17 protein-coding genes and 2 pseudogenes are annotated in these 21,819 nt (G+C 58.4%); 6 read left to right on the forward strand and 13 right to left on the reverse strand.

The features are described from left to right. The first annotated feature begins 42 nt into the window (after positions 1–42). From M1E04_RS24500 to M1E04_RS24515, 4 genes are all read left to right on the forward strand, one after another. On the forward strand, positions 43–1,662 hold the full coding sequence (locus M1E04_RS24500; RefSeq protein WP_065988095.1) for a glucan biosynthesis protein D: 1,620 nt from the start codon (positions 43–45) through the stop codon (positions 1,660–1,662). A 457-nt stretch (positions 1,663–2,119) separates the two neighbouring features. Beyond that, positions 2,120–3,424: an O-antigen ligase family protein gene (locus tag M1E04_RS24505; RefSeq protein ID WP_296305915.1), complete on the forward strand. Its 1,305-nt coding sequence runs from the start codon at positions 2,120–2,122 to the stop codon at positions 3,422–3,424. 13 nt (positions 3,425–3,437) lie between these two features. After that, on the forward strand, positions 3,438–4,721 hold the full coding sequence (locus tag M1E04_RS24510) for a hypothetical protein (protein WP_296305918.1): 1,284 nt from the start codon (positions 3,438–3,440) through the stop codon (positions 4,719–4,721). 143 nt (positions 4,722–4,864) lie between these two features. Continuing rightward, the gene (locus tag M1E04_RS24515) at positions 4,865–5,626 is read left to right on the forward strand and encodes a substrate-binding periplasmic protein (RefSeq protein WP_296305920.1); all 762 of its coding nucleotides are present in this window, start codon (positions 4,865–4,867) and stop codon (positions 5,624–5,626) included. Between the two features lie 254 nt (positions 5,627–5,880). Here M1E04_RS24515 and M1E04_RS24520 read toward each other — a convergent pair whose 3' ends face one another. The 8 genes and pseudogenes from M1E04_RS24520 to gcvA form a co-directional block, all read right to left on the reverse strand. Beyond that, positions 5,881–7,683 (reverse strand): FAD/NAD(P)-binding protein, encoded by a 1,803-nt coding sequence (locus tag M1E04_RS24520; protein WP_456292172.1) that lies wholly within the window; start codon positions 7,681–7,683, stop codon positions 5,881–5,883. Next, positions 7,674–9,693: pseudogene (gene sbnA, locus M1E04_RS24525) on the reverse strand (2,3-diaminopropionate biosynthesis protein SbnA). Before sbnA ends, M1E04_RS24520 begins: the two are co-directional and overlap by 10 nt. Next, entirely contained in the window at positions 9,690–11,048 is a 1,359-nt protein-coding gene (locus M1E04_RS24530; protein ID WP_456292173.1) for a SidA/IucD/PvdA family monooxygenase, read from the reverse strand. The pseudogene sbnA and the gene M1E04_RS24530 overlap by 4 nt, the downstream one beginning before the upstream one ends. A gap of 54 nt (positions 11,049–11,102) precedes the next feature. Then, positions 11,103–12,050 carry an ABC transporter substrate-binding protein gene (locus M1E04_RS24535; protein WP_456292174.1) on the reverse strand — a complete coding sequence of 316 codons (948 nt, stop codon included), beginning with the start codon at positions 12,048–12,050 and terminating at the stop codon, positions 11,103–11,105. Further along, complete coding sequence (locus M1E04_RS24540; RefSeq protein ID WP_456292175.1) at positions 12,047–13,171, reverse strand: NAD(P)/FAD-dependent oxidoreductase; 1,125 nt, start codon at positions 13,169–13,171, stop codon at positions 12,047–12,049. The genes M1E04_RS24535 and M1E04_RS24540 overlap by 4 nt, the downstream gene beginning before the upstream one ends. Before the next feature lie 20 nt (positions 13,172–13,191). Further along, positions 13,192–14,700 (reverse strand): methionine--tRNA ligase, encoded by a 1,509-nt coding sequence (locus M1E04_RS24545; RefSeq protein WP_456292176.1) that lies wholly within the window; start codon positions 14,698–14,700, stop codon positions 13,192–13,194. Further along, a complete protein-coding gene (locus tag M1E04_RS24550; RefSeq protein ID WP_065988077.1) occupies positions 14,700–15,143 on the reverse strand; it encodes a cupin domain-containing protein in 444 nt (147 codons plus the stop codon). Before M1E04_RS24550 ends, M1E04_RS24545 begins: the two co-directional genes overlap by 1 nt. Positions 15,144–15,430: 287 nt before the next feature. Continuing rightward, positions 15,431–16,339 (reverse strand): transcriptional regulator GcvA, encoded by a 909-nt coding sequence (gene gcvA, locus M1E04_RS24555; protein WP_065988075.1) that lies wholly within the window; start codon positions 16,337–16,339, stop codon positions 15,431–15,433. Between the two features lie 156 nt (positions 16,340–16,495). Between gcvA and M1E04_RS24560 the strand changes: the two genes are divergently transcribed. Continuing rightward, positions 16,496–17,419: a DMT family transporter gene (locus M1E04_RS24560; RefSeq protein ID WP_065988073.1), complete on the forward strand. Its 924-nt coding sequence runs from the start codon at positions 16,496–16,498 to the stop codon at positions 17,417–17,419. 241 nt (positions 17,420–17,660) lie between these two features. Continuing rightward, entirely contained in the window at positions 17,661–18,530 is an 870-nt protein-coding gene (locus M1E04_RS24565) for a LysR substrate-binding domain-containing protein (protein ID WP_167355782.1), read from the forward strand. 31 nt (positions 18,531–18,561) lie between these two features. Here M1E04_RS24565 and M1E04_RS24570 read toward each other — a convergent pair whose 3' ends face one another. From M1E04_RS24570 to M1E04_RS24590, 5 genes and pseudogenes are all read right to left on the reverse strand, one after another. Then, on the reverse strand, positions 18,562–18,828 hold the full coding sequence (locus M1E04_RS24570) for a hypothetical protein (RefSeq protein WP_456292177.1): 267 nt from the start codon (positions 18,826–18,828) through the stop codon (positions 18,562–18,564). Between the two features lie 70 nt (positions 18,829–18,898). Continuing rightward, a complete protein-coding gene (locus M1E04_RS24575; protein ID WP_410928363.1) occupies positions 18,899–19,408 on the reverse strand; it encodes a methyl-accepting chemotaxis protein in 510 nt (169 codons plus the stop codon). 96 nt (positions 19,409–19,504) lie between these two features. Further along, positions 19,505–20,230 (reverse strand): annotated as a pseudogene (locus M1E04_RS24580) (PAS domain-containing protein); the annotation flags it as partial. A gap of 194 nt (positions 20,231–20,424) precedes the next feature. Then, positions 20,425–20,844, reverse strand: coding sequence for an SMI1/KNR4 family protein (locus M1E04_RS24585; protein WP_456292178.1), 420 nt, complete (start codon positions 20,842–20,844; stop codon positions 20,425–20,427). A 28-nt stretch (positions 20,845–20,872) separates the two neighbouring features. Further along, entirely contained in the window at positions 20,873–21,796 is a 924-nt protein-coding gene (locus M1E04_RS24590) for an HNH/ENDO VII family nuclease (RefSeq protein WP_456293236.1), read from the reverse strand. Positions 21,797–21,819 lie beyond the last annotated feature (23 nt).

Genomic DNA, 21,819 nt, shown 5'->3' on the forward strand with positions numbered 1-21,819 from the left:
TTTTTGTGCAGGAAGGCACAGCATCTTCAGAGGCTTCACCATATGAATCGCAGGAATCTCTTGAAAGCGTCCATGGCGCTGGCAGCCTATAGCGCGCTGCCCGCCTCAGGTCTTTATGCGGCACGCGCGCTGGCTGCGGCGGCCGATGGCGACATCGAACACTTTGACTTCAAGACCTTGCAGGACAACGCCAAACAGATGGCCGGCAAGCCTTACGTCAGCACCAAGCAGAACCTGCCGCCTACCCTGGCGAACATGACGCCTCAGCAGTTCAATGCGATCAAGTACGACGCCGGTCACTCACTGTGGAACGACGTGAAAGGCCAACTGGACGTGCATTTCTTCCACGTCGGCGCAGGGTTCAAGACGCCGGTGCGCATGTACAGCGTCGACCCGGCGACCCAGCAGGCGCGTGAAGTGCATTTCCGCCCTGAGCTGTTCAACTACGAAGCCAGTCGCATCGACCAGAGTCAGCTCAAGGGCGACTTGGGCTTTGCCGGGTTCAAGCTGTTCAAAGCCCCCGAGATCGCCATCAACGACGTTCTGTCATTCCTGGGCGCCAGTTACTTCCGCGCCATCGACAGCAACAAGCAATACGGTCTTTCCGCGCGGGGTCTGGCGATCGACACCTACGCCCATCGCCCCGAAGAATTCCCTGACTTCACGCAATTCTGGTTCGAGAAACCGACCAAAGACGCCACGCGCTTTGTGGTCTACGCGCTGCTGGACTCTCCCAGCGCGACGGGCGCGTACCGCTTCGACATCGATTGCCAGGCCGACCGCGTGGTGATGGACATCGATGCGCACATCAATGCCCGAGCCGACATCGAGCAGTTGGGCATTGCGACCATGACCAGCATGTTCAGCTGCGGCACACACGAGCGCCGCATGTGCGACACCCTTCACCCGGAGATCCACGACTCCGACCGGCTGGCGATGTGGCGCGGCAATGGCGAATGGATCTGCCGCCCGCTCAATAATCCGGCCAAGATCCAGTTCAACGCCTTCGCCGATAAAGACCCGAAAGGCTTTGGCCTGGTGCAGACCGACCATGACTTCAAGACCTACCAGGACACCGTGGACTGGTACCACCGCAGGCCGAGCCTGTGGGTCGAACCGACGACGGCCTGGGGCGAGGGCTCAATCGATTTGCTGGAACTGCCGACCACGGGTGAAACCCTGGATAACATCGTCGCGTTCTGGAACCCGAAAGTGCCGGTCAAGGCCGGCATGTCGATGAATTATGGCTACAAGCTTTACTGGAGCCCGCTGCCTCCGGTCAGCACACCACTGGCTCAAGTGCACGCGACGCGTTCAGGCATGGGCGGGTTCATCGAAGGCTGGGCGCCGGGCGAACACTACCCGGAAGTCTGGGCGCGGCGCTTTGCCGTGGACTTCAACGGCGGCGGGCTGGACCGACTGCCGGAAGGTTCGGGCATCGAGCCGGTGGTCACCGTGTCCCACGGCAAAATCCAGGATTTCAATGTGCTGGTACTGCCCGACATCAAGGGTTTCCGCGTGACGTTCGACTGGTACCCGACCAGCGACTCCGTGGAGCCGGTGGAGATGCGCATGTTCATCAAAACCGGTGACCGCACGCTGAGTGAAACCTGGCTGTATCAGTATTTTCCTCCCGCACCGGACAAGCGCCGCTACACCTGAGTGTGATCAGCTAATGGCGTAGCGGCATTCAGCTTGCTCGCAAGACGGCGTATTCGCCGCTGAATATTCAGCGGTGAATGCGTCGCACTTGTAACGAAAATGAGTCATAGAAAGCTATCGCCATACCCGGATTTCTTCTCTTTTTAACAGCGTCAATTTTCTATCCGCTATAACAATCAATGACTTAAGATTTATGATATTTAGCCACCACTAAATATGTCCGTAAATTTGACTAATTGATTGACAGCCCCGCGATCTGCGGCTGATATATCCCTGTCGTGCCGTTTGCGAGGGGACCGAAACGCCCTTCTCCTCCCCCGCTGCGACTCTCAAAAATCATCGCGATTGCATGCCATCGACGGCCATTGCCGCTCATCCGGGCAGTAGCTTTTCCGCCCGGCGGCCTGCTCGCACGCTGACGCTTATCACACGTACAAATGCTCCCGAGGGGCTGCACATGATGTCGACTTCCCCCGCTTACGTTGAAAAACCTTCTTTGCTGTCATTCGATAAATCCACGGCAGTCGTGCTGGTTGCGATCAGCCTGATGCTGGTCGAGACCTTCAACGGGGCTCTGCGTTTCTATCTGGATCAGGCAGGCATTTCCGTATTGCTCTATGCCCCGAAGGTCGCGTGTCTGCTGTTCTTCGCACTGGAGCTGCGCAGCTTCAAAGCCGGGCCGGGGGTCTGGCTGAGCCTGCTGGTGCTGTTGCTGTCGGCGGCATGGGCAGCGCTGAATGGCGCCCAGGCCGGGAACTTCGCATTTGCGCTGTACGGGATCAGCCCGCTGCTGTTCGGGATCGCCTGCGGTGACCAGATCATTCGCCACAAGCGCCTGTTCATGTGGGCGATTGCCTTGTGCCTGCTGGCTTCGCTGGGCGGGATTGCCCTCGACCGGTACGTCAGTCTGCCGTGGAAGGGCTACAGCTACACCGTCGGCGGCACCGAGCTGAGCGCCAACACCGCATGGACCTCCGAAGACATGGACCGCCCGGCCGGATTTGCGCGAATCTCCAGTTCACTGGCCATCATCATCTCGGTTCTCAGCCTGTACCTGATGGCGACCCTGCGCTCGAAGTTGCTCGGGTTGGCAGTCTGCGTGATCGGCCTCGCCGGCGTGATATTGACCACCAGCAAGGCGCCAGCGTTGGCATTCATTGGCGGTACCGGCCTGCTGCTGATGTTGCGGTTTCGCTGGACAGCACGGGCGACCATCGTTGTCGCGGTCGTACTCGGCATGTCGCTGCCCTTCGTGGCGATGATGACTGACTTCGATGCCAACACAATTTCGGCCACCAGTTCGCTGGCATCTATCTATGACCGGTTGATCAACACTTGGCCCAACGTGATTCGGACGCTGATGGACGATGATCGAACGCTCACCGGTGTTGGCTTCGGGCTGGTTGGCAGTGCCGTGGCCGCCTTCCCGGTTCCCGGCGCCGACATCTTCATGGTTACCGACAGCACCGTGGTTTACCTGTGGGCGACGTTTGGGCTGGTCGGGCTGTTTCTCTACGCCCTGCACCTCCCGTTGTTTTTCATCCTGGCCGACAGCGTCAGCCGTTACGGCCAGGCGTTGCTGGTGACGGGTTTTTGCATCTGCATTGTCAGCTGGACGACCGATACGCTGGAAGTTACCCTCGCCAACATGTTCCTGGGCATGGCAATCGGCCATGCGCTGGCCATGAAATCGCGGGTTAGACAACCGGCCCCAAAGTCCCATGAGTTGCCCACGTGGAATGGCCTGCCGGGCCTGAGTTGACTGAGGCACTCCTATGAGCTTTCGCAGCATCGGCCTGAGCGGCCTGGCACTGATGGCCGCCCTGTGCGCTGCCAATGTCGCCATGGCCGAGCCTTTTATCGTAGGCGTTGCCACCCATTCGATGAATAACGCCGGGCAACCGCTGCGCAGTCTTCAGATGGCGAAAGCGGCTGGCGTCACGTCCATTCGCGATGACGCCTTCTGGTCTACGGCCGAACCTGTACGGGGTCAGATGCAGATCATTGCGCCGTGGCGCGCATGGCTGAGCACTGCCAAGGGGCTGAATCTTGCCCCGATGGTCATTCTCGGCTACGGCAGCTCGTATCAGGGCGGCGCCAAGCCCCGCAAGCCTGAGGTCAAGATTCCGTACCTGAAATACGTGGACTACCTCACTCGCCAGTTGGGCAATCCGGTCAGGTTCTATGAGGTCTGGAACGAGTGGGACCTGGACGGCCCGGCCGATCCGCGCTTGAGCAATGACTACGTGACGCTGGTCCGGGACGCGGCACCGATCATTCGCAAGAATAACCCCCAGGCGCTCGTACTCGCCGGTGCCGTAACGAGCATGGGCATCAAGAGTGGCTTCGTTGACCGCATCCTGGCTGCAGGGGTGATGAAGTACGCCGATGGCCTCTCGCTGCACCCGTATGTGCACTGCGAAGGCAGCTACCGCAACACGCCGGAGAGCTGGGTCGGCTGGATGCGAGATCTGGACCGTCGAATCAGCGCCAAGGTCGGCAGGCCGGTGCCGCTGTATCTGACCGAGATGAGCTGGCCGAGCCACAATGGCAATTGCGGCGTCAGCGCCGAGCGCCAGTCTGCGTACCTGGCGCGTGCGTACTTCCTCATTCGCACGCTGCCGAACGTCAAAGGCATGTGGTGGTATGACCTGATCAACGATGGCACCAACCGCACCGAGCAGGAGCACAACTTCGGCCTGCTTGATGCCGATCTTCGCGCTAAACCGGCTTATTCGGTGCTCAAGGCCATCAGCCCTTATCTGCCTGATTTCAACTACGAGCCGGCAAACAGCCTCCAGTCCGACGGCGTCTTCCAACTGGCATTCAGCAATGGCCGCGAGCGGATTATGGTGGCGTGGGTCAGCGGTCGCGAACACGAAGTCAGCATCAGCGCCGCGGCCATGAAAAATAAACCGGTGCGCATCCTCGATACGCAAACGCCGGATAAAGGCATGACCGACTCCGCGCAGCAGTGGGTGTGCGATGCCCAGCGTTGCTCGGCCCGACTGACGCTGACGGAGTTTCCAAAAGTCATTCGCCTAAGTCCAGACGCCTGACGACCGCACCTGTGCAAACCCGCCTGACCTGTCAGCGCGGTTTTTTTATGTGCTGCAGAACCAGATAGTGGCAATACGACATTTACTGGACATGTCTTACTGCTATTTTACGACCTTGGGCAGACACACTGCCGGAGGAACGTATGGGGCTTCGAGGAAGATTCATCGTTGGCGGGTTGCTTGGGCTGCTCATGCTGCCAGCAGTGGCTGAACCGTACGTCGCGGGCGGAGCTCAGTCGAAGCCGTATGCCTATGAAGACAAGGACGGTCACCTGGAAGGGATCTCCATCGACATCGCGCGGCGCGTGATGAAACTGGCAAACATTGACGTTACCTTCGTGATCTACCCGGTCAACCGCCTGCAGGCGATGCTGCGCAAGGGCGAGATCGATATCAACTTTGCCGACGCGCTGATCTGGAACAGCCCCGAGGAGCAACGTCGATACGTGTTCTCCAAGCCCTATTCCACGGTCAAAGAGCACCTGTACTTTCTGGCCAATCACCCTGCCCGCGGCCAGACCATCGCTCAACTGGAGCACCTCACGATCGGCATGGTTCGGGGCTACAACTATCGGGCACTGGACCCGGCGATCGAGGAGCGCCGTTTGAGCCGGCTGGAAACATCGCAAGATGAAGCGCTGATCAAGTTGCTCCAGAGCAGGCGCGTGGATGCCATCGCCATGGTCGACGACATCTTTGATGAAGTAACTTCGGCCCATGACCTGGATCCCGGCCAGTTCGTCCAGGGCGCACGACTCAGCGAAGCGCCGCTGGTGTTCAAGCTCCAGCCGCAATACGCCTCGTGGTTGCCGCAGATCAACAGCGCGATCGACAGTCTGAACAAATCGGGCGAGCTGGAGCGGATTCGACGCAAGTATTTGCCTGGGGCGAAGGCGGCGAAGTGAAAGCAGCCCGATCAATGAGCCAGCAATTTTGTAACCGTGGAACAGTAGGCAGCGCGCATCCCAGAGCTCGAAAGTACAATGCCGACCTCAAAAAAAACCCCACCGTGAGGTGGGGTTCTTGTTACTTCGTCTGTCCTCGGGGGGAGGTGCATGCACCCGCGTATCCCGTGGCTAGTGAAAAAACTATATGGACATGGGTTTATTGAATCAAGGCCTCTTTTCACGGTTAGTCGCTGTTACTGCGAAGACGGCGCTCAAACTATTGCCCTGACTTCCACATTCAACCCCAACATCTCGCGGGCGGTTCGGTCGGCGTCGACGAAGGCCCGGGAGTAGTTACCCGAGGACGGGACGTAGTGGTTGTAATAAGTAGAGCCTTCGACAAGAGGGCCGGTTATCCACAGATTGGGCTGTGCTTTGCCTTCGCTGTCGACCAGCACGCCCTCACCGTTCTCGCTCAGGCTGTGGATAATTCCGTTGCGTTTTAACGAGCGAAGGATCGTTGGCAGCGACGATACGTCACAGGGGGTACTGACGTGGGCCTTGATAATTCTGTTTAAGGGAACAGTCAGATTGCCAGCGAGAAGCACTGCGGTCCGTGCTCCGTCATCACTGTGGATAACTTGAGAATGTCGCACCCAGTGGACAACCCCCGCGTCGGCCAAGGCTAGCAGCTCCTGATGACGTTCCTTCTGCGGCCCGGCCACCATTCTATTGACATGGGGCGCATACTTTTCGAAGAAGACACTGCGTGAAATGCTGGTCAGCCCGCGGTTATCCACAACCCGACGCAGCTGCTCACGACAACTCCTCCACACTTCAATCGCGGCTTTGATAGGGCTTGCATCAAGCCCTAAACAGCTCTGCGCAATGTCGCTTTCAATAAATGCGCGCATGACCTGGGGATAATCCAATGCGTCAATGCTTGGCACATGCGGGTTATACACAGCCTCGTCCAGTGGCGGCGAGTTGAAACGTGCTGTCATTTCTGACGACACGGTTTCGAGCCGGCCTGAGTAATAGGCGCGCGCAACGTCCGCTTTGATTCTCACTGGCGATTCACCCTCTTGAGAGGCGATCATCCCGAAGTATTCCGCGAGCATTTCGGCTTTGATCAACGGCAGGACCTGCTGCTCAAAATCCAGGCCGGCGGGGTTTTCCGTTCGCAGATCAGCGACAGCCGACAGTGTAAAAATCAGCGCCGCATTCGAAGTCCGATGGGGCACGATGTCCGGTCGTGTGCGGTACGGCAGACCGCTGCGCGAGAACAAATAGATACGCGGCTCTTGTCCACTGGGCTCGTAGTGCAAGCCTTCCGCCCGTTTGCTGAATTGGCCTCCGCGTCCGACCGTCAAACCGGCCACAACGTCCATGGCGGTCAAGCCTACTCCTTCGATGCCAACCGCTTCTGTGGATAACTCAACACCGCGCGAATCAGAGTGTCGGTTGATGGCTAGCCATCCGGGCAGCTCCTTATGGTCATCCCGCAACTCACGCGCATGCCCTACTGTGATCGCCAACCAATCCACAGAGCGCTCTGCCTCGGCTGTGGACAGAACAAACCGGCCCATATCTGTATGTTCAATGTTATCCACAGCGTGAGGATGGTGAACGACGCGCACGTTTGTCGGCAGACTGCGAATGACTTCCTTGTAAGTCCACGCCAGATATTCCCCCAGCCAGCTCCGTGGCAGGAACTCATTGGGCTGTACGCTGCGTGCTGCAGATTTAAAACGCAGGCACCATTCGTAGAAGTCGGGTCCTTGGCGTCCCACTTTTCCGTCCAGTGCGGCCGTGTCCGGAAACATCGAGATCTGCGAGGCAACGGTGTTGAGCATCAGGTATTCAGGTTGATCGACGGCATGTAAGCCCGGCCCCGGTGCCTGGGGGTCAAATACGTTTACTTCGATGCGCCGGCCCGTATTGACCGCCAGCGCACAGATACGCTCCAGCACCGTAAGGCCGCGTGAGCCACACCCGACGATACCGATGCTGATACCAGGCTTTTCCGCACCTGGGGATAACTTTTCGGCCGCCAGCGCTGCGCTCAGTTCCATCTCAGGGTTTCTCCGAAGAACGATTCAATAGCCACGCCACGGGAGTCAGCCTGCGCGGTGTCAACGATGAATTTGCTCAGCGTCAGGTCGAGTACGCCCAAGCCGAACGGCGAGAAAATCGAGGGCTTTGCGGGATCAAGCTCGACCTCGCCGCGGATGAGGCCAGCCAGCGTGCCGTTCATGAAAGCGCGTCCGCCGGTGAGTTGCTCAGCCAGGTGCGGCGACGTATTGGCCTTCATACAGTGCTCGATGTCGTCACAGAGGTTGTTCGCCTCCAGCAGCAACTGCGGCGCGATGTCCCGCAACGAAATGTTCAGCACGACCTGCCCGGCGCGAAACGCCATTGGCGGTTTGACGTAGGGCTCGCCAGCCGTCGTGGCGAAGATCACCAGATTTGCCGCGAGCGCTTCCTCCAATGACCCGGTGCGGGCTGTGCATAAGTCGGTATTTTCGATGAAGCCAGTCAGAGCATCCGCAGACGCTAGGTCGAAATCATGCACAACGGCGTGGCCGATGTCCCACCTTTCGACGCAGAGCATTCGGGCGATGTTGCGGGCAATCACTCCGGCACCGATAAATCCTACGGACGCGGCCTTGCGTGACTGACCGTTGAGCCAGTAAGCGCCTGACACCGCCGACGCTGCCGTGCGCACCGCGCTGATTTGTGCCCCTTCCAGGCACGCATAGGGATAGCCGGTGTTAGGGTCGTTGAGGATGACCACGGCTGATGCCCTCGGTTTCTGCTGCGCGACGTTGCCGGGGAAGCTGGAGATCCACTTGATCCCGGCCACGGCGTCCTCTCCCTCCAGCGCCGCTGGCAGCGCGATGATCCGGTTGGCAGGTTGTTGAGGGAAACGCAGAAAGTAGCTGTCCGGGTTGAGCGTCTGGCCGTCATGGTGCTGCAGATACACCTGCTCGATGCGCCGCACCATGTCGTGGGCGTGGCTGTCGAGGATGTCTTTGATGACAGCGCCGGGGATCACATGGAAGTCAGACATTCAGCGCTTCTCCCTCGAAGGTGTGAACGTACTGCTTCAGATACCGAGTGATCGGCTGCGAACCCAGCGCGGTCAACTCTGCGCGCCCGAACTTCTGCATGACCCACTCATCGTTGTAGATGGTCTCCAGATAGCGCTCGCCGGCGTCCGGTGATATCGCCACGACAACGGCGTCTTTGGGAATTCCCAGCGAGGGTGCTGCCAGCCCGGCCACCACGGTCCCGGTAGAACCGCCCGCCAGCACGCCATTGGATTTCGCCAGCCAGCGACACATGGCGACGGTGGCGCGCTCATCCACCACTTGCTGCTTGTGCAGGTGGTGGGCGCGGAAGATCGGCGGCGTCTGGCTGGAGCCGAGTCCTGGAATGAAGCGCGGGCCGGTCGCCTGACCGAAAGTCACCGAACCAACGCTGTCTACCGCGATGATCTTGGTGCGCGGCGAATGCTTGCGGAAATACTGCACACAGCCCATCAAGGTGCCGGTCGTTCCGGCGCCGACCACCAAGTAATCCAATGCCGGAAAGGCGATATGAATCGACCGCGCCGTGGTGTGTTCATGGGTCTTGGCGTTGGCCGGATTGCTGTACTGGTTAAGCCACAGATGCCGGGGATCGCGGGCTACGGCATCGCGAATGTAACGAATGCGCGTGCCCAGATAGCCGTCGTTGTCATCGCGCTCGGTGACGATAACGATCTGCGCACCAAAGGCTTCCATCATCTTGATGTTGTGCAGGTTGGTGTTGGGGTCAACGACACAGCAGAAGGTGTAGCCGCGCTCGGCGCAGATCATTGCCAGCGCCACGCCGAGATTTCCGGACGAAGATTCGATCAGCACCGTGTCCTTGTGGATAAGTCGGCGCTCGGTAAAGGAGTCGATCAGGCCGATGGCTGTCTTCATCTTGATCGAGCCGGCAGGGTTGCAGGACTCGAGCTTCAGATGCAGGTTTTCAAAACCCAGGCCTTTTACCCTGACGAAGTTCGAATCGCCGACGATGTGGGAGATGAAATTCATGGCCGCGCCTCGACGGGTGCGGGCCGGGTGTAGCCCGGCATGGTCACCCGCGGCGCGTGCTGCCGGGGTTGGGTCGCCAGCAGCGCATCGGTCAGGTGCTGCGCCCGTAAGGCAACCATGGAAAACGACTGGGCGTCGCTGATGCCGTGGGTTTTTTCCGATGTGCCGTTCGCCAAAATCTGCACGCCCTCGCTGTGCTGCAGGGCAACCCGGTAATAACGGTCGACCGCCAGCGTGCCGTCCTCATCGCGGACCAGCCAGGGTTGCAGCAGGGTCAGCAGCGGTGGCACGGCGAGCTGCTCGTAGCCGGTACCCAGGACAATGCCGTCGACATACAGCACAGTTTCAACACCAGTATTGCTGTCACGCAGCACCACCGAATAGGCATCGCCCACTTTTTCCACCGAAGTCACTTCGGACCACGCATGCAGATTCAGACGTCGGTGTCCCGTCACCTCGCCTTCGTACAGGAAGGAGTAAAGCGCCTGACTCTCGTCGACATCGATGCCTGCGTAATTGGTCGACCGGATCTCTTCGAATACCCGGCTGCGTCTGCCGGGCTCAAGGTCGTGGAAATAGTCGATGTGCTCTGGCAGGAAGGCCATGTTGGGAAACTGCCCGAGCTGTCCCACCTTGAAACCCACGCCGCGGTGCACCGAATGCACCTGCGTGGTGGGCGCGGCGCCGAGCAGGTGGGTGACCGCCTCCCCCGCGCTTTGACCCGAGCCCAGCACCAGCCACCGCTGCGCGATGGGACCGCCGCCGAGGTGGATGTTTTTCAGGTACCGGGACGTGTGAAAGACACGACCGCCGAGATGCGCGCTGAACGGCTCCGGTATCCGGGGCAGGCTGCCGTGGGAAAGCACCAGCCGCTTGGTGCGATAGGTGCCTTTTGCAGTGACGACATCAACGCCCTTCAAGATGCCATTTTCCGCCACCGGCAACACGTCGAGCACGCCTTCGTCGTAGGCAACGTAGTCCTTGAGTTGTGCGGCGACCCAGGCGATGTAGTCAGACCATTCCACCCGGCTGGCCGGACGCCCGAGCAAGCCGAATTTATGCAGACGACCCTTTTCCTTCAGGTACATGGCGAAGGAAAAGCGGCTGCGCGGATTGCGCGGCGTCACCAGGTCTCGAAAGACATGGTGGTTGATGTCGGTGCCCGCCAGCAGAAACGCGCCATGCCAGGTTGAATCACGCCCTTTTTCGAAGAAGCGCACGTGCTGGAAAGGCTTTCGGCCGCAATCTTCCGCCTCATCCTCCAGCGCACAGGCCAGTGCGATACCGGCCGGGCCGAAGCCGATCGAGACGACGTCCAGCGTTTCACGCACACCTTCGATTTCATACTGAGTCATGGTCATTCTTCCTGAAAGTTGCAAAAGATGTGGCGAGCTTTTGGGCAGGACGCTTCAACACAGCAGCCGCCGCTCATGGACGTGCTCGTCGGTGTAGACCCACAGCGACACCCGGGCGTAATCGTTCTCCCCGTCGCTGAAACTGACCGGGCCGGCAGGAGTGGCAAAGTAATCAAGGCGCAGTGCGTCCAGCAGTCCGCGCTGTTCAGAGGCGGCTCGGTCCACCAGGGCAAACGCTGCAAGCGTCTCGACGGCGTATACCGGCGCCTGTTCGAAGTAGATCTGTTGATAAGTCGCATCGAATGACTGCGCCTCGGCCAAGTCGCCCGCGATCGGAAAGCTGATGACGTACACCGTGCCGGTTTTCGCCATTCCATCCACCAGCGCAGGAGACGCGGCATCGTCGGTGAAGAAGATCGGCAATCCACAGCCAGCAGCACGGTTATCCACAAGGAACTGCCGGCTTGCTTTCAATCGCCCGCAGAAAACCAGCGCGTCGGCGTTATTCACATCGCCCACCAGATCGGCTGTGGATAACGTCGCCGCTGCGTGAAGTTCATGCATCTGCTGGCGCCCGTGCAGGCTCGGATCAGTGAACACAGCGAGGCGGCGCAGCCCTTCAGATTCGGCGAATTCGATCAGGCGCGTTGCCAAGAGTCGATCAGAGGCACAAAGGCGAAACGTGGTTTTCCCAACGCCGGTCAACGCTGCACAGGTGGATGCTGGCAAGATCAGCGGAATGCCGGCCTGTGCATAACTTTCTGCCGCAGCGGCGGCAGAGTCCGAGGCGAAGTGACCAATCACAGCATCCACCTTCGCGTCGATGAAATGCCTTGCCGCCGCACGGCCGCCCTCCGCGCTCGCGCCGTCATCAAAGTAAAAATGTCGCGCGCGTCGCACATGGGGGAACAGGTGGCTGGACAGGTACACGCTACGCAAGAAACCGCGCGCGTGCAGCGTGGTGCCAACGTCGAGTGCCGCGCAGATACCCAGGCGCATCATGACAACGCCACCTCGGCGAACCGCGAAGGGCGGAACGCTTCCATGACCGATCGGTAAGCCTCGTCCATCGAAACACCGGACATCAAGCCACCCAGCTCGAGCGCCAGCAGCTCGGCAACATTCGGTGCCATTTTGAAGCCGATGCCGCAAAACCCGGTGGCGAGAATCAGGTGGCTCTTGGCGCTGGAACGGCCGATCACGGGGCGGCCGTCTTCGGTGTACGCGTCCCAGCCCACCTGCGTGACCACCGGCAGACTGTGGTGCCTGTCGTAGCCGAGACGAGACACTCGGTCCATGACGTCTTGCTCGTTATCCAGCGGCGCCATGTTCAGCTGATCCGCATGTTCTGCGCGCTGGCGCCGCTGGCCGCCCACTTGCACGAGATTGCGTCCCAGCGGGAGCAGGTAGGTATTCAGGTGGTGAGCAATGATCGGCATGCTCGGGGCCTGGTCGCAGCCGAAGCGCGTGAACGGAATCGTCCGCGCGTGCACGGCGTTGTGCGGCCGGGGCATCGGGCCACTGGCACCGCAGGCATCGACGACCCATGTCGCTTCCAGGCACAGCTTGCCGGCATGAACCTGAACATAGCCGTCCAGTTCGACGCAGCGGTCGACGGCCAGGTGATCGAGGTACGTCGCTTTTTCACTGACGTAGCGGCATAGATTCGACACCGTGACGCGGGCATCGACCGTGCCGCCATTGCGTTCGATAAGCAGGCATTCGCCGACACAAAACGGCGAGAAACGGCCGTTATCCAGTGCATCGACAGACGCGTGCAGCTCAATGCTTTCGCAGCCATCGCTGTCCACCGCTTCCAGGTATTGCCCACACACTTCGGCGCTGGCGATGTAAGCGACGCCACTGCGATTCAGTGCGCTCTCATAGAGGGCGTGGACGATGCCTGGATTGCCGTAACGTGATCCGCGGCGAGTCAAAGGACGCATCGTGGCGTCCAGCTCCAGACCGCGAACGATGCCGCCCGTGTCCCGCGTTGCGCCCTGGGCGCCAGCGATGCCTTTCTCCATCAGCGCCACATCGAGGCCGCTTTCAACCAGTGCCGCTGCGATCGAAGCGCCCATGATGCCGGCTCCGATCACGATCACATCAAATGAAGTTTTCATCGTCGTCGCCCGCCTCTCGGTCAGATTTCGTACTCGACCGCACTGACATACACCAGCTGCTGCAGGACTTCGTTTTCAGTAAAACGGCAATAGCGCAGGATCTGTTTCGCCAAGTCCGGGAACACGGGTGCGCCGATGGCACCGATCAGGGCCATGTACGGCAGAATCCGCTTGCCGAGGGTCTGCCGATCACGGGCGGCGTTGATGATGTCCGACAGCAGCACCGCGAGGCCCTTCATGCTGAAGTGATCCACCGACGTCACTTCGAACCAGCGCGCAACCAGAATCTTGAGGGCCGCCGCGTCCGCCGCACTGACTTTCAGGCTGTCGCCGTCCACCCGTTCGCGCTCGGCCTGGGCGGCCAGCTTGACCAGCACCTCGTTGAAGGTTTGCTCACGCCAGGCGGAGAACTTCTCGACATCGAAATCATCCGTGTCCTGCTCCGGCGCGATCAGCGCCAGATAGAAGCGTGCGCTATCGGTGCAGGCGTCTGCCACCAGGTCCCGCGCCCAGATCGCATAGTTGCGGCTGGTGGAAAGGTTCTTGCCGTTCAAGGTCAGAAACTGGTTGGTGTAGAAGGTCTGGCGCAGGCGATAGCTGTGCATGGTCTGCAGCAGCGAGGGGTAAACCATCATGTGGCTAAAGGCGCAGTCGTAACCGAGAAAGTGCACCAGCCGGCCTTTGCCGGAGCGGCAGTATTCGTCGTACTCCCACGGCGCAAGCTTGTGTTCATTGAGGTATTCGCGGAAGGCAGCCAGGTAACCGGACAGGCCCATGACCCAGGTGTGTATGCGCCGGCTGCCATCGGGCTTGAGATCCAGTCCGCCGTCGTAGGGACGGGTTATGCCCCAGTCCGCCGGGCCGATGTCGAACTCTTCCTCCAGAAAGCGGCGAATGTAAGGCCGCAGCGGCGCATGTTCGAATGTGCTTTTGAGGTGGTTACGGAAGTTCGACAGCGCCAGAAACTCACGCTCTATCGGCCGCCAGAGCATAGGCGCCGCGCATAATTTGCAGCGGAAGTTACTCATCTTCGAGGCATTGGGGGTATGGGCGCATTCTTCGCACTGGCTGGCATCCGAGTCTGAGCCACAGTGATCACAATTGCCCCGCCCGAAGGCTTCGTAGCCCCACTTATCACAGTGCTCGCAATACGGTTCCGGGCTGACTTTTTTGTAAATGGCCCCCGCCTTCACCGCGTACTCGTACATCTCCTCCACGGCGTTCTTGAAGTAACTGTTGCCGAACGGGCGCATCCAGAAATCCACCTGGATGCCCATCTTCTCAAGCGTGTCGTTGATCTTGTCAGTGTTCTCCAGCGCCAGTGTTTGAGGCGCCTGGTCCAGCTCGATTCCTCGCCGCAGCATGTAGGATTGATAGTCATCGGAGTATGAGACGAGGGTGCAGTCGTGGCCGCGTTGGCGTTGGGCTCGGGTATAGATGTCCGCTGCCAGAAAAGGCCCCGCCATATGACCAATGTGTAAGTCACCATTGGGGGTCGGCGGCGTGATCGTAACCAGCAACTTGCCCATCACGACGCCCTCTGATCGGACACGTCATGAACCGTCGCTTTGTGCAGGGCGAACTCATTGGCGGCCACGGCCTGCCGGGCGTCTTCATCGAGGAAGCGATTGGCGGATTCGCGATCCCACCATACGACGTAGAAGTGGAAGTCTTCGTCAGTGTCGTTAAATACATAGTGATCGGTGTGTTTGGGAATGGCAGCAATGTCGCCCATGGTGAACGGGTATGTTCGATCCCCGACGATCAACTGTGCGGTCCCTTTGATGCCGATAAAGAATTCCTGGTCTATCTGCGTGTGGGACAAGGATTTGGTGTGGGGCCGCACGACACACCAGCCGCCGCCGATGGGCGTCGGATATCCATTCCACGGCAGCAGCCTTGCGCCATCCAGGTCATATTCATGAACCAGTTTGTCCCACGCCATGGGACGAAAAATATCGAAATCAGTCATGGGGTTTTCCTTCAGCCGGAGCATCCTGCTCGCTGTTTTATCGGCGCCAGGCTGAGCTGACGGGCGCGTATTAGCTAAAGAATAAACTGAAGAAAAGTGAGTGGCGGGGCAAACTAGAAATCCGCAATCAGCGGTTAAGTCTGACTTAACGGGTCTCGGCTTAATTGTTTTTATAATCAACACGTTGATCAGTTTTACCCGTATGGGTGTATCACCCACGGACACTGAAGCAGGACTTAACTGCCCTGATAACTAATCAACACTGTGTCGGGGAACGTGAACGCAAACTATCGCGTGGTGAATTCACGCTGACTGACGGTGGCCTGGGACACTAGCCAGTCACGAAACTGCTTGCTGGACTTGGGGAGAATGGCTGTCTCGTCGTAAACCAGGTAATAGGCAATCGGCGTGTCGATCGTCGCGCGAAACGGCACAACCAATCGGCCGGACGCCAGCTCTTCTCGAATCAGCGAACGGCGCACCAGCGCAATGCCCATTCCCGCCAGGGCAGCCTCTATGACGCCGTTGGAATCCACGAACACCGAACCTTTGTGAACGGCGGCCTCGCCGTCTTCGATACCCACCGCACGGAGCCATAACGCCCAGTCTTCGCGGTGTTCGTCGTGCAACAGGGTGTAGCTTTTCAGGTCAATGGGGGACGACAGGTACCGGGAGTCCGGCAGCAAAGAAGGGCTGCAGACAGGCTGCAGTCGGTCGTTGATCAGCATCTCCACTTCCAGACCGGGATAACGGCCGAGGCCATGGCGCACGGCGAAGTCAACGCCGTCGCCGAGCAAATCAACCAGCCTGTTTGTGGTGCTGATCAGCACCTCGATGCCGGGGCAGATGGCCTGGAAATCAGGCAGGCGGGGCAGCAGCCATTGCATCGCAAAGCCGCTGGTGCAGCTGACAGTGATTGTATTGGGGCCGTTGTCGCTCATCAGACGCTGGGTGGCGTCGGATATCTGCCCAAGTGCGGGGCGAATGGCCCGCAGGTAGATCTTGCCCTCGGCAGTCAGCTCCAGGCGTTTGGTGTTGCGGATGAACAGCGTGACGCCAACGGCTTTCTCGAGCTTGGCGATCTGTTGGCTAATGGCCGCAGGGGTCACAAACAGCTCACCGGCCGCGCCTTTCATGCTGGCGTGGCGCCCCGTCGCTTCAAAACACAACAGCGCGTGCAGGGGCGGGAATTTCATGCCTGACCTCGGTTAAGAAAATCTAATGTGCTTAAGAAAAGCTCGCTTGAGCACCACTTCAGACACTGCTCAAATCATCACACCCTGACTCGACGAGCGTCAATCGACAACGTTTCGGTCGGCGCATCAGTGATAGAGATCAAGAAAGGAAACACGATGAAAGTGTCCGACTGTGTTCGACTGATTGTTCTGGCCGCCATCTGGGGCGCCAGTTTTCTCTTCATGCGCGTTGCCGCCCCGGTACTGGGTGCGTTGCCGACCGCCTTCTTTCGGGTGTTGCTTGGCGCCATCGGGTTAATGGTTATTCTGACCATCTTCAGAACCCGCCATGAGTTCAACGGCAAGTTCAAATCCACCTTGATCCTCGGCATTATCAATTCCGGCATTCCCTTTTTGATGTACAGCATGGCGGCCCTGTTATTACCCGCGGGTTATTCCGCCATCCTGAACGCGACCACGCCATTGATGGGCGTGTTAATTGGCGCTGTGTTTTTCAATGATTCGTTGACGCCCAAAAAAGCCATCGGCGTGTTTCTCGGTTTGCTGGGGATAACGTTACTGACCACGACAGGCCCGGTGACTTTCACCACGTCGGTGGTCATGGGCGCACTCGCTTGCCTGGTCGCGACCAGTTGCTATGGCGCCGCAGGATTCATGACCCGTCGGTGGATCGGCGACCGGGGAGGACTGGACGCCAAGCTCGTAGCCTTCGGCAGCCAGATCGGCGCGACGCTGTTCCTGCTGCCCTTCTTCGCCGTCTCCGCGACGGTCAACCCGCCGGCCACGTGGGGCGACTCGACCGTTTGGCTGTCCCTGGCAGCCGTTGGTTTCGTGTGCACGGCGTGCGCTTACATTCTGTACTTCCGTCTGATCGCTGATATCGGCCCGGTGCGTTCGCTGACCGTCACCTTCCTCATTCCGCCGTTCGGCGTCCTGTGGGGAGTGATGTTCCTCGGTGAAAAGGTTTCTGCGGGACACCTTTACGGCGGCGGCCTCATCTGCCTGGCGGTCTGGTTCGTGCTGAGTCAAAGCAAGCCGAAGCCGGTACCGGTCGCTCGGGACAGTGCCGCAACCACCTGAAAACACGTTATCCACAACTGACTTCCACGCCGGGTATGCACCCGCCCGGGCCCGGCTGCGCCTGACAATATCCAATGCCGGGTGATAAACACCCTTTTGGGATTCATCCGATGGCAACTTCAAGACGCTTTTCCGTCACCTGGCGCACGGGCAGCATTCTCACGACGAGGTATGCAGGATGAGCAGAGCGATCCCGTTGATAGCCCTCCGCACGTTCGTTGAGGTGTGCAAGGCCGGAAGCATGAAACGTGCAGCGGATCAGCTGTGCGTGTCACCGGCGGCCATCAGTCAGCAGATCAAAGGGCTGGAAGACCAGATTGGCAGGCGCCTGTTCGAGCGAGACGCCAAGGGCATCCAGCTCACCCCTTGCGGACGCAGTCTGTTTGACGAACTCGCCGGCACTTTCGACGTGATCGAAAAAGCCTGGTCGCGCGCTGCACTCAAGGCGCCACGTCAGACGCGTCTGGTCATCAGCACAACGTCCACCATCGCAAGTTCGTGGCTGATCCCGGCACTGAGCGGCTTCAAGGAGCGCTGCCCCAACGTCGAAATCTCGATTCAGATCTGTAATGGTCTTTCCGAGCTCAAGCACGGCCACGTGGACATCTGCATTCAGCGTGAAACGGCAGCCAGTTGCGAAAACCACGCCACGCATTTGTGGTCGTCCTACCTGATACCCGTGTGCAGCCCACGCCTGCTCAGCACCCAGCGCAACATCGAGAGCCCGCAGGATTGCCTGACCTTCCCGCTGCTGCAGGACACCGAGCGCAACTACTGGAAGGTCTGGATGAACGCGTTCGGCATGAGCAATCGCAAGATGATTCAGGGCTCCAGTTATGGCGATGAGTCCCTGTTGATAAGTGCGGCCTGTGCGGGTCAAGGCATTGCACTGGTCAACAGCGTCTTTGCCTCCGAAGCCCTGCAAAGTAAACGCCTGGTGCAAGTCACCAACGCGACGGCGGAGCTCAAGTTCGACTATTTCGTGTACTGCGCGAAAGAACGGCGCGAAGAGTGGGCGATTGCGGAATTCATGAAGTGGGCCGTGCAGCAGGCGGGCAAGACCGCGAAGGGGCATGCGCGGGAGATTGAAAGCGCGGGCCAGGTGGCTTGATTCGGTTCGAGCAACCCTTTGAAAACATCTTTCAAATAAGCATGCGGCTCATGCCCACTGAGTCGCGCGATGGCACATTGGCCGAGGGATTGCCCATGCGACGCTGACTTCCGCTGCGAAAGCACCTTGAACGTTCGTTACGGACATCATAGAACAGCTGCGTGGCCTGCTCGCCAGTCAGACTCCCTTCTGTTCGTCCCTGCTCGATCCGAGAGAGCAGCGCGTCACACTCATCTTCCAGTCTGGGCCGGTCGACCTTATGCAGATCGTTTATGGATTGCTTGAGAGCATCGAGCACAAGGATCACCTGGATCGCGCATTAACTGGGGGTCATTGAGACGTGCAGACATGACCCATTGCAACAGTCATTACTGTCCGGCTTGACCCGAGAACTGCTCAACGGCAACCACGACACTGTTGGCACCTTGCTGAATGTCCTTGATCACCTCGTCCGCCTCACTGGCCAGATCCAGCGCCGCCCCGGCCTGCTGCTTGCTTTTGCCAATCAAAGTCACCGCACTCGACGCCAGAACCTGGTTGTTTTTCACGACCTCGAAGATTTCCGCCGTCGCTTTAGTGGTTCGAAGGGCCAGGTTCCTGACCTCGTCGGCGACCACAGCGAATCCCCTGCCTTGCTCCCCGGCACGTGCCGCTTCGATCGCCGCGTTCAAGGCCAACAGATTGGTCTGGTCCGCGATGCTGCCGATGGTTTTGACAATGGTGCCGATTTCCTGGCTCTGGGCATCCAGTGCTTCGATGCCATGGGCCGCATCCTCCATCAAGGCAGAAAGCGTATTGAGGGTCGTGACGGTGTTCTGAATGACTTCGCGACCTTGCTGTGCGCTGGTATTGGTTCGAACCGAGGTGCCGTGGGCCATGCCGGCTGCCTCGGAGACAGCGCGCTCGCGGATCACCTGGTCGGTAATAACGGTGGCTAACTTGGCAATTTTGTACAGCTTGCCATTGGCATCCACGATTGGGTTGTAGGAAGCCTCCAGCCATACCTCGTTGCCGAATTTATCCACTCGGCAGAACCTGCCGGCGACATAGGATGCCTGTCTAAGGGTCTGCCAAAACCGATCGTATTCCTCTGACTGAGCGTCGGATGGCACGCAAAAGATTCGGTGGTGCTTGCCCAGGATTTGGGGAAGCGTATAGCCCATAGCGCTCAGAAAATTCTGATTGGCTGTCAGCACGACTCCGTCCAGGGAGAACTCGATAACGGCAGTGGAGCGCATCAACGCTCCCACCAGCGCTTCGTTCTCCCTTGAGGCTTCAATGGTTCTTGTGAGCACGCTGGAATACATAACGATCCGTTCGACACGCCCACTCTCACCCGCGAAAGGTATAACCATTGCTCGTAGCCAGACGTGTCGACCGTCGTGGCTGCACAGGCGCAAGGTACCGCTGTAATGCTTGCCTTCGGCGATTGCATCCAATGCGCGCCGCTGATGGACGTCGCCCTGCAGTTCAGAGGGACTGAACTCACGCAGGGTACGCCCGGACAATTCAGCCTGGGTGAATCCCAACTCTTTCTCGAACTGAGCATTCACCTCCAGGATGACGCCTCCTGCATCCAGAGTGACGGACACGGTTTCGAGATCCAGAGTTGCCTTTACCTGCTCCAGGGCTCCCAGCTGTTTTTCCAATTGCTGGATTCTATTTTTCAACCGGGTATTGAACATGAGGGGCGCTCGCATTGACTTGAGAAGCTATCGACGCGGCGAGGGAAACCTTGAGCCTCACAGAGCGTAGGTCGTCAGGGGGGGTGCAAAAGGGATGCAACTTGACTGCAAATAGGATGCAAATAGGATGCAAGAAGGCGGCAAAAAGGGTGCAGATAGGGTGCAAAAACACCGGCGCAAGGCCGGTGTTAGTAATATTCCTATAAAGGCTATTCACCATCTATCCATGCATGTTTTATCCAACTAGCAAGACTGGGCCAATTTTCATTGGAGCGTCCATCATGCGCCCAGTAACTGACAGAGCCATCCTCAAGAAGACAATAGTAGTTTCCATTATCCTCGCAAATGGGGAGCCACGATTTTGGAACACCCTGCTCTCGAGCCTCTGCAACAACGTTCAGAAGCTCTCTCGGGCTATTTCTGTCCACGGTTAATCGAAGCGCATCCTTGCCATTAAAAATACTATCACTTGCCTCCTTGGCAAAAATCTTATACTCATCCGAAAATGAAATACCGAGTTCACGCTCATAAGCAACAATTAAGGCATCATCAGGAAGTCGCTGTGCATTTGGAAGAGACATACGAACGCTTTTCAGCTCTGCGACAGCATCTCTTATGTCGATATCCATAACAATCTCCAACACTAAAATTCATAATTCAAAAATTGTTTGCCCGGCTTCTCCAATAGTCTTTTTTCCACTTCTCAAACTGTGACCTATTGATTCCCGAAGGAATATCAGAACCCGAATTTATATGAATAGCACCACTGTTTTTTTGGTGAAAGCTTTGCGTAACCTCAGCAATTGGACCGTCTTGGGTTTGCAACATATGATGCAGATTGACCTTCTTGCCATCAGGTCCATATGGAGCCAAGCCATTTTTCATGAGATCCAAATTTGTAAGACCAGTTTGGCTATCCACCCTACTTGGATCAACCAAATCGTTCCTCTGATAAACTTTATTACCATTGAACTGTATTGGCTCTTGAGACCAATACTTTCTTTGCTGACCAAAGAAGCCCGTCGCCTCGCTCTCTAACGCAGCTCCAGTTGCTTTTGCACCCCAGAAATCCGCATCGTTAGCAGCAGCTTTACCGGTATCTACAAAGCCAGTTTCTCCAGAAACCAAACCTGAAGGGGTTGCTTTCGCACCCGCCAGCTCTGCCTTGGCAGCAACCTTAGCCGTAACTTTTTCCGCCAGCAAGGCCCCCCCCTTCAACGCGCCACCACCGACTGAAAGAACCGCAGCCATATCACTGATCAGTCTTCCAGTTTCGGCTCCAGCCTCAAATGCACCACTGGCCCCGGCCTCCTCATACTGCGCTTGCAAGTGATCGATACGGTCGACGTACGACTGCTTGACCGAGTCCCAAACACCACCGCTCTCAACTACCGCTTTCAGCGCCGTATAAGTCTCCGTGAGATTACCCGCCGTGCGCACGATGCCATCAACGGTGTCGTTTAGCTCCAGAACAGCACCTTTGGCTATGCCTGCTGTAAAAACGGCATCCTGGGCGATATCAATCGCTGTCCATTTGGTAGCAGTGCCTGTCCTGCACACCACACTCGGACACCCTTCCATCTCCTTATCTCGCTGGGCTTTCT

The sequence above is a fragment of the Pseudomonas sp. AK106 genome (assembly GCF_053903055.1).